At 44.0% G+C, this 13,539-nt stretch carries 9 protein-coding genes; 5 read left to right on the forward strand and 4 right to left on the reverse strand.

Features of this window, described 5'->3' with window-relative positions:
* Positions 1-40 precede the first annotated feature (40 nt).
* Entirely contained in the window at positions 41-3,379 is a 3,339-nt protein-coding gene (locus tag QSH61_RS17770) for an amidohydrolase family protein (protein WP_102057702.1), read from the forward strand.
* A gap of 142 nt (positions 3,380-3,521) precedes the next feature.
* Entirely contained in the window at positions 3,522-6,824 is a 3,303-nt protein-coding gene (locus QSH61_RS17775; protein WP_206471203.1) for a methyl-accepting chemotaxis protein, read from the forward strand.
* Between the two features lie 76 nt (positions 6,825-6,900).
* On the opposite strand, the gene QSH61_RS17780 is transcribed toward QSH61_RS17775, so the two are convergent.
* Positions 6,901-7,671: an amidohydrolase gene (locus tag QSH61_RS17780; protein ID WP_206471204.1), complete on the reverse strand. Its 771-nt coding sequence runs from the start codon at positions 7,669-7,671 to the stop codon at positions 6,901-6,903.
* Entirely contained in the window at positions 7,659-8,798 is a 1,140-nt protein-coding gene (locus QSH61_RS17785; RefSeq protein ID WP_206471205.1) for a methionine aminotransferase, read from the reverse strand. Before QSH61_RS17785 ends, QSH61_RS17780 begins: the two co-directional genes overlap by 13 nt.
* Positions 8,799-8,900: 102 nt before the next feature.
* Here QSH61_RS17785 and QSH61_RS17790 point away from each other — a divergent pair, with 102 nt between their 5' ends.
* The 3 genes from QSH61_RS17790 to QSH61_RS17800 are packed head-to-tail and all read left to right on the forward strand — an operon-like array spanning position 8,901 to position 10,737.
* Positions 8,901-9,515 (forward strand): methylthioribulose 1-phosphate dehydratase, encoded by a 615-nt coding sequence (locus QSH61_RS17790; RefSeq protein WP_206471206.1) that lies wholly within the window; start codon positions 8,901-8,903, stop codon positions 9,513-9,515.
* Entirely contained in the window at positions 9,512-10,198 is a 687-nt protein-coding gene (gene mtnC, locus QSH61_RS17795) for an acireductone synthase (RefSeq protein ID WP_206471207.1), read from the forward strand. The genes QSH61_RS17790 and mtnC overlap by 4 nt, the downstream gene beginning before the upstream one ends.
* On the forward strand, positions 10,195-10,737 hold the full coding sequence (locus QSH61_RS17800; RefSeq protein ID WP_206471208.1) for a 1,2-dihydroxy-3-keto-5-methylthiopentene dioxygenase: 543 nt from the start codon (positions 10,195-10,197) through the stop codon (positions 10,735-10,737). Before mtnC ends, QSH61_RS17800 begins: the two co-directional genes overlap by 4 nt.
* A gap of 357 nt (positions 10,738-11,094) precedes the next feature.
* Here QSH61_RS17800 and QSH61_RS17805 read toward each other — a convergent pair whose 3' ends face one another.
* A complete protein-coding gene (locus tag QSH61_RS17805) occupies positions 11,095-11,367 on the reverse strand; it encodes a hypothetical protein (RefSeq protein WP_010606859.1) in 273 nt (90 codons plus the stop codon).
* Between the two features lie 59 nt (positions 11,368-11,426).
* On the reverse strand, positions 11,427-13,505 hold the full coding sequence (locus QSH61_RS17810; RefSeq protein WP_206471209.1) for an ankyrin repeat domain-containing protein: 2,079 nt from the start codon (positions 13,503-13,505) through the stop codon (positions 11,427-11,429).
* Positions 13,506-13,539 lie beyond the last annotated feature (34 nt).

Raw genomic sequence — 13,539 nt, forward strand, 5'->3', positions numbered from 1 at the left:
GCTCGCCTTGGGCAATAACTATAAAATTAAGGGAACATCTATGTCATTTTTTAAATCACCATTAGCCATTGCTATTGGTGCTGCTGTGATTGGTTTGGCTCAGCCAGCCAGCGCTGATGATGCCGTTACAGCCACGCAAAAAGAAGAGAAGTCAACCAAAGGCTGGGATGTGCTCAACCCACCAGGTGAAAAGCAAACCATCACCATCGATACCAACGAAACCACATGGAGTAACTTAGATGTTAGCCCTGATGGTAAAAGCATCGTCTTTGATATGCTTGGCGACCTTTACATCATGCCAATTGGCGGTGGTAAAGCAACAGCCTTAACATCCGACATGGGCTGGAACATTCAACCTAAGTTTTCGCCTGATGGCAAGCACATCGCATTTATCTCCGATCGCGCAGGTGGCGATAACCTGTGGGTGATGGACGTAGATGGCAAAAACCTGCGTCAGGTATCAAAAGAAGTGAATAATATTGTTCACAACCCTGCATGGTCGCCTGATGGTCAATACATTGCAGTTAAGCAAGGTCAAGTAACGGGGCGTACCATTCCAGGTGGCTCTATTCGTATGTATCACATCAGCGGCGGTAAAGGCGTGTTGGTTCGCGAGCGTCTACATGGTGCAAAATCGCAAAAGAACGTTGCAGAGCCCGCTTTTTCTCACGATGGCAAGAAAATCTATTACTCAGTTGATGCGACCTCTGGCGTGCGCTGGGAATATAACAAAAACTCGCTCGACGCTGTATTCGAAATTCGTAGTTGGGATTTAGCAACCGGTGAAGAAGAGACAGTGATCCGTGGTGCTGGCGGTGCTATTCGTCCAACCGTCAGTCCTGATGGTAAATCTATTGCGTTTGTTAAACGCGAAGATAACGGCAACGAAATGATCGGTTCCTTATATATTAAAGATTTACACTCTGGCGTCGAAACTCGTGTTTATGCCGGCCTTGATCGCGATTTACAAGAAGCCAATGGCGCACATGGTAACACACCTTCTTTTGCTTACACGCCGGATGGTAAATCCCTCGTTTTTTGGGCGAAAGGGGTATTCAACCGCGTCAATATCGCATCGCACGAGGTCAACGTCATCCCTACTCGCGTTGTCGCTGAAAAACAAATCACACCGGCGCTACGCTTTGCGGTAGATGTCGCGCCTGACACTTTTAAAGTCAAACTTGCACGCTGGTCGCAAATTTCTCCTGATGGTGAAACTGCACTATTCCAAGCGCTTGGCTACCTTTACGTAAAAGACATTGCGTCAGGCAAAGTAAAACGCCTCACTAAGCAAACCGACCACTTTGAGTTCTACCCAAGCTACTCTCGCGATGGCAAGTCTATCGTTTACACAACTTGGAGTGATAAAGACTTAGGCGCAATACGTGTTGTGTCTGCAAACGGTGGTAAAGGTAAAGTGATCACCCAAGAACCTGGTCACTATATCTCACCTAGCTTTTCACCAAATGGCAAAAACGTGCTATTTAAAAAGGTAACTGGTGGCTACTTGCTAAGCGGTGACTGGTCAATGCATCCAGGGATTTATCTAGTTAATGCCAACGGCGGTGAAGCAAAACGCATCATTAAACGCGGCGACAATCCGCACTTTGGAGCCGACTCTGAGCGCATTTACTTCTCCACCATGAGTGATGAAACACATCGCGAACTAAAAAGTGTTAACCTCAATGGTCAAGAAGAACGTAGCCACTTCAAAGGTGATTACGTCTTTGACTTTAAGGTCTCTCCAAATGGCCAATATGTTGCATTTATCGAGCATTTCAATACGTTTGTTGCACCTTTTACCAGTACGGGTAAAACCTTATCCATTAACAAGGGTGAGAAAGCTTTCCCAGTTAAGCAAGTGTCAAAGTACTCTGGTGATTTCCTAAATTGGAAAGCGGACAGCAGCGCGCTAACTTGGGCATTTGGTCCCACACTTTATCAGCGCAAACTGACTGACACTTTCGCTTTCGTCGATGGTGCATCTGACAACACCGACGAGCTAACCGCTGAAGGTATCGACTTGAGTTTTGAGCAAAAAGCAGATAAGCCTGAAGGTATGATTGCGTTAGTCGGCGGTAAAGTAGTGACTATGCGTAACGCTGAGAACGAACAAGAAATCATCGACAATGGTGTGATCCTAATCAAAGAGAATCGCATCGTTGCAGTCGGTAAGCAAGGTGAGCTAGACGTTCCTAGCACAGCTAAAGTAATGGATATTAGCGGTAAAACCGTGATCCCAGGCCTTATCGATGCCCACGCACATGGCAGTTACGGTAGCTATAACCTACAGCCACAGCAAAATTGGAATCAGTATTCTAATCTTAGCTTTGGTGTAACGACTATCCATGATCCATCAAATAACTCTGCCGAGGTATTTTCTATGGCAGAACTACAAAGAACGGGTTTAACGGTCGCGCCACGTACCTATTCTGTTGGACGTATTTTATATGCTGGTCACGCGCCGGGTTATAAAACACCAATCAGTAACCTTGAAGACGCAGAGTTCCACGTTAAACGCCTAAAAGACGCTGGCGCTATTTCAGTGAAGAGTTACAACCACCCTCGCCGTGAGACACGTCAGCAAGTATTGGAAGCGGCGAAGAACATGGAAATCATGGTTGTGCCTGAAGGTGGTTCAAAATTCCAACACAACATGAACATGATAGTCGATGGTCATACCGGTGTTGAACATGCCCTGCCGATCCCGAATATTTACTCTGATATCGAACAAATGTGGGGACAAACAAACGTTGGCTTTACGCCAACTTTCGTTGTTGCCTATGGCGGTATCTCTGGCGAAGAATACTGGTATCAACACACTAATGTGTGGGAAAACGAGCGCTTAATGAGCTTCGTTCCTGAGTATGTGGTAAAGCCAAGATCAATTCGTCCAAGCAAAGCACCTGAACGTCACTATAACCATATCAATGTCGCCAAAACCGCAAAACAGCTTCGCGATAAGGGTGTGACTGTACACATTGGTGCTCACGGCCAGCGTGAAGGTCTAGCTGCACATTGGGAATTATGGTCTATGGCACAAGGTGGATTTACACCTTGGCAGGCGCTTCGCAGCGGTACAATCGACGGTGCAAGATATCTAGGTATGGACCGTGACCTTGGTACGATTGAACAAGGAAAACTCGCCGATCTTGCCATCATAGATGGTGATGTGCTGTCTAACATCCGTGATTCAGAGAAAGTTGCCTACACCGTGATCAATGGCCGTATCTACGATGCGGCCACCATGAATGAAATCGGCAACTATGACAATAAACGTCAGCCTTTCTTCTTTGAAAATGGCGCACAAACCCAAATGCATCCAGCAACTGCTGAGTATATGGAAGAAAAGGCCCATACCTATCATTGGAAACACTAATACGTAGCACGATTGAAGCGTGAAACGTTAAGTTTACAAGCCCGGCTATCTAGATAGCCGGGTTTTTTATTTTTTGTCTAGATCTTAATCAATACTGTTCTATGCTGTTATAGGTACTTCCATAGCAACAAGGAATTAGGTTATGTCTGGGTTTTCGCAATTTTTTAACTCTCTTAATTTAACTAAAAAGCTGATTTTTGCATTTCTAATCGTCGCGCTCGTGCCGTTGATAGTAATTATTTCCATCGCACTTAATACCGCATCGAATGCCATGACAGCGCAAGTATATTCACAACTTGGTGCCGTTAGTGAGATCAAAAAAAGCGCGGTTAATCGTTACTTTAAGACCGTTGAGGATAAACTCGATGCCTTTACGGCAAACCCATTACTTCCTGTGATTGCACAAGAGTTTATTACCAGCTTTCCTAGCGCTCAGGCCGATATTAACTATGCCAAATTATCTCGATTTTATGATGAAGTGTTCGTACCTAAATTCAATCAAGAAAACCCCGAAGATACGAGCACAGCAAGGCTAATTGGTAACATTTCAGAGTCTGGGCTTGCGCTGCAAGCACGTTACTTAGCAAGCAACCCCTACCCAGTTGGCGAAAAATACAAATTTATTGAAACCGGTCACTTAGATAGTTATGACCTTGCTCACCGCAGTTACCATCCATATATGCTTAACATCGCCGACATTTATGAGTTTTACGATATCTTTATCATTGACCCAAGTAATGGAAATATTGTTTATTCCGTATTTAAAGAGGTCGACTTTGCTACGTCACTAGAAACGGGTCCTTATGCCAATAGTAATCTAGCTTCTCTTTATCAAGAACTGAAGGACTCAGCGGATCCAACAATCAGCGCTTTCGCAGACTACAAACAATACCTCCCCTCCTATAATGCACCCGCTAGTTTTATTGCCAAACCTATCGTGGTGAATGGCCAAACCGTTGCAATTGTAGCTGCACAGCTATCTATTGATGCCATCAATGCCATTATGACCGAGCGAGAAGGCTTAGGAGAAAGTGGTGAAACCTACCTAGTCGGCCCTGAGGGTCTGATGCGTTCAGACTCATTCTTAGATCCACAACATCATTCCGTGGTGAATTCATTTCGATACCCTGAGCGCGGCAAGGTAGCTACGCTTGCTGTCTCTCAAGCATTAAATAATCAATCTGGACAACAGGTTATTGAGGACTATAACGGCGAGGCCGTGTTATCTGCCTATACACCTGTGGAAGTTTTTAATACCCGTTGGGCGCTGCTTGCCGAAATTGACGAAGCGGAAGCATTTGCTTCTATCACCTCGCTCTCTCAATACCTGATGATTATTTTAGCGGTCACTATAGTGTTAGTACTGATCGTCGCCTATTGGTTCTCAAAAACGCTTACCAAACCTGTTCACGAGTTGGTAGAAACCATGAAATCAGTTGAACAAGAAGGCAACTTTTCATTGCGTGCCCCCATTCGTAGTCATGATGAAATAGGCAATAGTGCACAGGCATTTAATTCTCTACTGGATGCCCTACAGCTTTCTATCACAGAGGCTAATCGCGTCATGAATCAAATGGCCTCGGGCAAGTTTGACGACCGCATCAAAGTACCGTGTCGGGGCGAGCTAGAAACCTTAAAAGAAGCCACTAACCATTGTGCTAATACGTTAAGTCGAGCCATCTCTGAACTGAATGAAATTTCCATTGATATGGCAAATGGTCGCTTCGATACCAAACTTAATGCCCCCATGTCTGGCGATTTAGACAAGCTCAAAAATAATATTAACGATTCTTTGGCATCGATTAATTCGACTATGAACGGTATTGTTCATGTGATGACCAATATTGAGCAAGGTAACTTTAAGGAACAAGTCACCGTGCCCGCTAAAGGAAAATTAGCGCAACTTAAAGATTCGGTAAATAATTCCGTACGCAGCCTTAGCAGTGCGATTGACGGTATCAGCACGATTATGTCTGCACTACGCCAAGGCGACTTTTCTGCGCAACTCGATGCCCCACTCGCAGGCCAATTAGATACCTTAAAACAAGATATCAACTCCAGCATGGCAAACCTAGACAGAGTAATGAAAGAAATAGGCACTGTGATGGCTGGCGTCAGCAACGGCGACTTTAAACAACAAGTGGATGTGGTAGCAACGGGCCAACTCGCGCAACTTAAAGATAACATTAATGCTTCGGTGACGGCCGTTGATGTTGCTATCTCGGAAATTTCTACGGTGATGATGGCTATTAGCCATGGTCGATTCGACCGCACCATTCAATCTGCGATGTCTGGCCAGCTTGATAATCTCAAAGGTGATATCAACCGTTCAGTCGAGAACCTCAATCAGGTCATCGAAGAACTCGGCAGCGTAATGGGCGCAATGTCCGAAGGAGACTTTAGTCAAAAAATAGAGTTGCCACTACAAGGTCAGCTGCAACAGCTTAAAGAGAATGTAAATGACTCGACCTTACAGGTCTCTGGGGCAATCTCCGAAGTGAGCAGCGTGTTGGCCAACGTTGCTCAGGGTGACTTAAGTAATCAAGTAAATGGTGAATATTTTGGTGTGTTTAAGTCTTTGCAAAATGACACCAATACCACAATTAAAAAACTCACCAGTGTAATCGAAGGGATCCAAGCCGCTGCAAATTATGTTGCTCAAAGTGCCGGAGAAATAGCGGCGAGTAACACTGAAATCAGTCAACGCACAGAAGAGCAAGCAGCAAACTTAGAAGAAGCTAGTGCCAGCACTGGTAATATGTTAGATGAACTCACTAAGGTTTCAAACCAATCTGGTGATGCCGTAGGGCTGGCAACAAACGCAGAAAACATAGCCAAAGAAGGGGGCAGCTTATCTGCCCAAACCGTAGCCGCAATAATTGAAGTGAACAAAGCCAGTAAAGACATTAATGAGATTGTATCGGTGATTGATGGACTTGCGTTTCAAACCAATCTGCTGGCACTCAATGCCGCCGTTGAAGCGGCACGAGCGGGAGAAAATGGCCGTGGCTTTGCTGTCGTTGCAAACGAAGTACGAGAGCTGGCAGGGCGTAGCGCCGCCTCTGCAAAGCAAATCAAAGAAATTATCTCAAACAGTAATCAGAAGGTAGAGCAAGGGACTGAACTTGCCAATAGTTCCGGTGAAAAGCTGCAACAAATCGTTGGCGCCGTGAGTGATGTAAATAACAACATCATTAAAATCAATGAGTCGACTTCAATGCAGCAGCAAGCCATTAAAGAAGTGGATTTGGTGGTGCAAAGGCTAACAGATCTTATTCAAGAAAACTCTGCAATTACCGAAGAAACGATGGCAGCGGCGAGACAAATGGCCGAGCAAGCCCATGAAATGCGCTCCCAATTGAGCTATTTCCGTTTATCAAAAAATGATTACAGCGCCACAGGTAGAGAAGGTGAATTGCTTGTGCATCAATATAATGCATCTTAGGGCCAGTTGAGTTTCGAGTTAGAACATGCCCAACTAAGCCTTTTAGTTGGGCATGTTATGCCTGTACCAATGTGTATTATGCCAGCGTAAATTTATCCGCATCGAGGTGGGCTGGAAATTTAGCTTTATACTGCTGCAAATCGCTCAGTTTTAGCTTTACGGTAATAACTTCTGCTTGGTCATCTGCTGCCGAAACAATGCTATTACCATTGAAGTCAATCGCTTTAGTACCACCATTATGCGCAGTGCCATACCCGTCTTCACCTACGCGATTTACCGCAAGCACAAAGCACTGATTCTCGATTGCGCGAGCAGCCAGTAAAGTATCCCAATGATTTCGGCGTGCCGCTGGCCAGTTTGCAATATTAACCATAACCTCATAATCGGTCTGATTGCGCTGAAATACTGGGAAACGTAAGTCATAGCAGATCTGCGGTAAGAATCTAATGCCTTTTAATTCGAACACTTCACGGTGCTCACCAGCAACCACAAAATCCCCCTCATTACCCAAACAGAATAAGTGTCTTTTGTCATAATGAAGTATCTTTCCATCCGGCTGGCACCACACCATACGGTTAGCCTTTTTATCTCCTTGCGGAACCAGTATGCTGCCCGCAACAACAGCTCCAAAGCGCTGAGCACATTGCTGTAAAAACTCGATGGCTGCATCAGCATAGCGCTCAACATCCAGCTCTTTTACGGCGAAGCCGGTAGCAAATGTTTCTGGTAGCAAAATTAAATCGCTTGGCTCGACATTTTCTAGCAAACGTTCAATATGGGTAAAGTTGGCCTCAGGTGAAAGCCACTGGATATCTGTTTGAACAAGGGTAACGGTTAAAGTTGACATAAGCGTTTTGCAGCCTCTTCTAATGTCTGATTTTCCTTAGCAAAGCACAATCGTATAACCTTGTCTTCAGGTGCTTGTTGGTAAAAAACGCTGAGTGGCACTGCCGCAACCCCAACCTCTTCCACCAGATAGTGACAAAAGGCAACATCATCAAGATCAGAAATTTCACTGTAATCCAAAAGCAAAAAATAAGTCCCTTCACTTGGTAATAGCGTAAATCGGCTTGACGCTAACGCCTTAACCAGTACATCGCGTTTTTGTTGATAAAACCCACTCAGCTCATCAACGTGCTCAGGGTGTTCAGCAAGCATATCAGCCAATGCAAGTTGTGCCGGAGTGAAACTTGAGAACGTTACATACTGATGGATTTTTCTAAACTCAACAGTCATTTGCTTTGGCGCCACACAGTAACCCATTTTCCAGCCTGTACTATGAAAGGTTTTACCAAAGCTAGAGATCACAAACGCACGCTCAAACAATGCAGGATCAGTTAATGCGCTCAGATGGGGCAAACCATCAAAGGTAATATGCTCGTATACTTCATCACTGATCAATAACAAGTCATGCTGATTTAGCAGCTGTTTTAGTTGCTCTAAATCTGACGGCTTCAGCGTTTTAGCCGACGGGTTATGCGGTGTATTGATGATAATAGCACGGGTATTTGGGTTGATACTCTCTGCGACTTGTTGCCAATCAATTTGGTAATGTGGCGCAGTCAATGCAATATGCACGGCTTTCCCGCCAGCAAGTTCAATTGCAGGCTCATAAGAGTCGTAAGCCGGATCGAATACAATAACTTCGTCCCCTTCAGATACTATTGCCTGAATTGCCACGAAGAGTGCTTCCGTTGCACCCGAGGTCACCGTGATCTGTTCTTGTCCTGAAACCCTCACCTGATAACGACGTTCAATTAATGCCGCAACTTGTGCTTGCAAGCTCGGTACGCCAGCAGAAGGCGAATACTGATTTTGACCTTCGCCAACATAGTGGCTCAATTGTGACTTTAGGTAATCAGGCGCATCAAACTCCGGAAAGCCTTGCGATAAGTTGATCGCACCATGCTCGTTCGCTAATGCCGTCATTTGGCTAAATATACTAATTCCAACCTGAGGTAACTTACTTTTCACTGCAACACTCTCTTTCTTATGGTGCTAATCGTGAGTGGATGCTATCATTGCTCAAAATAGATGTATAGCCGTCCAAACGCATTTAATTTATAGGTGTTAACTATGCACACACAAGCCGCAAAACTCGCGCTTATCGACGCAGGAGCTTGGGTTGCTCAGCAAGGCTGGGTTCCCGCGACTGGTGGTAATTTCTCTATCAAAACAGACTCTGGCTTTGTTGTCACGGCCAGTGGCTTTGATAAAGGTAAATTAGCACCAGAACAATTTCTGGAATTAGACGCCACTGGCACCATCATTGCCGGTAGTGGCAAGCCTTCAGCCGAAACCGCATTGCACCTAAAATTATATGATTTATGTGCGGGTGCACAGTGTATATTACACACGCATTCCGTAGCTGCGACTGTGTTGTCGCGATTTATTCAAGGCGATCAATTTCAGATCCGTGGTTATGAAATGCAAAAGTCACTGTCTGGCATTCAATCCCATGAAGAAACCCTATCCATTGCTATTTTTGATAACGATCAGGATATAGAGCGACTAGCACAGCGGGTGGCGCAATCTCATCAAACTACACCAGTTGTACACGGTATATTGATCCGAGGTCACGGGTTATACGCCGTGGGCCGCACAGTGCAAGAAACTCGTCGTCATATTGAGGGCTTAGAGTTTTTATTTGCCTGCGAATTAGAACGCATCAAATTGGAGGGGCGCCAATGATCAAAGCCATTTTAACAGATATTGAAGGGACAATTACCCGCATCTCCTTTGTTAAAGAGATACTATTCCCATATGCCGCTGCGCATTTACCGCAATTTATTCGCGACCATCAACATGACGCCGCCGTTGTCGAGCAAATTAGTGCCGTCAGAGCAGAATTGGATAATGCCAACGCTGATATTGATACCGTGATTGCCGCGCTACTTGAGTGGATCGCCGCAGATAAAAAAATCACGCCATTAAAACAGCTACAAGGTCTCGTTTGGCAGTTTGGCTATACAAACGGCGATTTTACCGGACATTTGTATGAAGATGCCTACCAATTTTTAACACAACAAAAAGCGGATGGTCGCAATCTCTACGTGTATTCCTCGGGTTCAGTGAAAGCGCAGCAGCTACTTTTTGCGCACTCAGACTATGGTGATATTCGCCCGCTATTTAGCGACTACTTTGATACTAAAGTGGGTGCCAAGCAGGAAGTCTCGTCGTATCAGAACATTATTGCAGCCCTACCGTATGAAGCAGAGCAAATACTCTTTTTAAGCGATATCGTTGCCGAGCTAGACGCGGCAAAGGCCGCTGGCATGCAAACATTACAACTGTTTAGAGATGCACAAGCAACATCACCTGAACATCCAGTTATATCAAGCTTTGACCATTTTGATGAAGGGGCATTTTCATGAGTCAACTGACTATCTACCAGGTACAGAATCCAAGCCAAGCTTTACAACAAGAGCAAGACGCAAACATCATCGCATCTTTGCTCGCAGAGCAAGGCGTACGCTTTGAACAATGGCAGACTAGCACCGATATCACCGCTGAAATGTCACAAGACGACATTATTAATGCCTACCTGAGCGATATTGAAAGATTAAAGACGCAAGGCGGCTATCAAACTGTCGACGTGATTTCACTTGCAAAGGGCAACCCTAGTGCCTCGGAGTTGCGACAAAAGTTTCTTTTTGAGCATACTCATAGCGAAGATGAAGTACGTTTTTTTGTTAAAGGACAAGGGCTATTCTGCTTACTCTTAAACGATAAGGTTTACCAAGTTTTATGTCAGCAAGGTGACCTAATCTCAGTACCAGAAAATACGCCTCATTGGTTCGATATGGGTAGCGATCCAGAATTTACCGCCATTCGCCTGTTCAATAATCAAGAGGGTTGGGTTGCAAAAAGCACGGACTCTGACATTGCAAAGCAGTTTCCCTTACTTGATTAATCCAAGTCTGAATACTCACAGTATTAACGAAGCACTGTGAGTACTTGCTTACTCATGCTAGGCTCACAACCTTCAACAAAATACACACCAAATTCCATCACCAGATTTTACCTCATGACTCATTTCAATATTTGTATTACAACAGCAAGTAAACCAACATGGCACTGACATAATAGGTAAACTCTTGAAGAGGCCTGACTTTCAATCTACGTTTCCGTTGATATGAACGTTTTCACTTATCAAAACTAAGTCCTTAAAATGCGCATACTCTCCCTAAAACGCGTTAACTTTTTGTACCTAACTGCAAGAAAGCCTCCTTATCAACTAATCGGCTCGACATTTGATTAAAATACAAAATTATTTAATTTCTTTGAGCGCGCTGATGAGTAAGTTTATTGATGTTTGCTGCTGATGCTGTTTCAAAAGTAAATACATCACCGTTATCGCTGTATACCCAAATAACACAGATTTATACATGTATGGAAAGTAGTTTAAAAATACAGAGAGAGCAAGATACAAGAAAACAAACCCCGTGACTTCAATTTTTTTCTTCCGTTCAACCTTATTTGCTTGTTCTAATTGCTTAATAATTTCATCTAATTCTATTGATTTCGATTCTTGTTTTTCCATAATAATACCTTTTAAAGTTTGATTCGCTTATTGCTTGGTTTAGGTTAAATAAGACGACACTATAGTTTAAAGCTCGGAAAGGCCGAAATAATTTCTTTGTATAGTATCGGGTTGCTATTTTGATACGCAGCAACCCTTTGTTTGTGACTTGATTCAATAGGGGCTCCCGCGTAGAGCAGCTGAGAGATATAGAAAAAGCTGTCATTCAAACTCATATTATTCCCAGCAGCTAACTCCATGGCACTTGCCCCATTTTCAACCTGCTCTAGTGCAAAGTCTAAGGCATCTAGCCCATAGGGATCTGGCTTGACTGAAACCTTATGTCTCAGCAAATATGTCATGATTTTTGGAGTGCGTAATAAAACGGCATAGAGCAACGCATTGCGACCTAGTGGGTCTACAAAATGTAAATCCAAGTCATATTTAACGAGCGCCTTAATTAGTGGAAGGTTGTGCGTTCGCACTAAATTTAATATTGTTTGGGGACCTAGCCGTGCCCCTTTTTCAAGTAATCTAGTTATTTCATCGATACTGGCATTTGTCGAAATGGCCATGGTCAATAAAGCGTTTAGCATTTCTTGCTGCTCTATTTGCGCATTTTGTTCAGTCATATGATCTGCAGCTTGCTGCCAATTTCCTTTTTGTGCCAGCGTAAAGGCTTCTGTGATCGCCTCTTGTAACTTGGCTTGCTTTGCCTTTTCTTCATCGCTTAACTGCGCTTGTTGTTCGGTGTGTCTCGCCAGCAAAGCTTTTAATTGTTCATAACGATAATGGTCTACTGCCATTTTGTTCAGCAAATCAGGTTCTTGCCCTAAAACACGGACTATCATGCTTGGATCAGTATTCTGTTCAGTGACTGTAGTAACCAAACTCTCAGCTGACTGTTTTATCTCTTTAACATTAACGGCCTGTAACTGCTCATTATTTAGCTGTTCATATGCGTGCTCACGATTAAATACTAGCTGTATTTTTGCTCGCCCGACAGAGTGAAAGCAGGGATGGGCTTTAGACAACTTTTCAGGAGCTACTATGTCTGATAAAACGGCGCGATATAATTTATCGACACCCGATTCAATCTCATCTTGCCATTCTGACGGTATTGCATTTTCTACGTGTTGAAGCTGGGTCTTATATTGCGCGAGAGTACCATCAGAGAGCCAGTGAAGAAGCCTCTTACTACTAAGTTCGTTCGAAGGGCGCACCCCATTTGCTAGTAATAAAAGAATGATAGACTCTACTTCATCAGCTTTGTCTGTAGGTGCTGGTGAGAGTAAATCGAGGGCATTATTCGAAAATGGGTCAGCAATTGCTGGACTTCCTTCTTTAAGCCAAAACGTAGTTAATTCAGAGTTAATTGCAGCAATAGCAACATTTGTTAGTGATGTATAATGCTCTAACTCATCGTCATACCAAACTTCACTCGGTGTTAGTCCGCTTGCATCGAGTAACTGGGCCATAAGGGTTGGAGCGATACCTAGTTGCGTGGCTGTAACCAAGTCTTGATATGTCACCAAAATACCGCTCGAGGTAAGCTCTGAAATAACGTTGGAATTGTCACCTTGAAGTTGCGTCAATATGAGACTCACAGGTGTGTCGTAGACAGAAACACGCTTGCTGGCTTGTATTTTATTTTGCTGATAGGCGGTTATTAACCCTTTGATGTCTTGACTTCTAAGGTAGGCCCAGAACATATCAGCCTGTCGCTGAGATAAAATACCATTAGCGTAGTGAGGGATTGCATCTACCGATTGGTAATACTTCGATTCAGGCCTTAGCATTCGACCTCTAAGTATACCTAGGCCCGCAGCTTTTGAAATATAATCTAGCTGGTTTTCGCCTAATCCCTGATGCTGCATAGAAGAAAATATATATTGAATACGCTGCTCAGCTAGAGCTTGCCAGCTTACCATATCATCAATATCACTTGCATAGTCATTACACATCACACTGAGCGTTTCTTCTGGCTGAGTTGCAACACTTCCCGAGCTTGTATGCTGATATTGTCCAATGTTATTTGACTGCAACGGCTCACGAGTTATTACATTTTCCTCGATGTTGTCAAAGGCGAGGTATGTCCAATAAAGGCAGAGCAGTGCTAACAATGTAGCGCTTGCAATTAAAAGTGACTTTTTACTCAATATTTTGCTCCTTGCATTAATATATATCGTCAGC

It is taken from the genome of Pseudoalteromonas sp. JC3 (assembly GCF_030291895.1).
Lineage (GTDB): Bacteria > Pseudomonadota > Gammaproteobacteria > Enterobacterales > Alteromonadaceae > Pseudoalteromonas.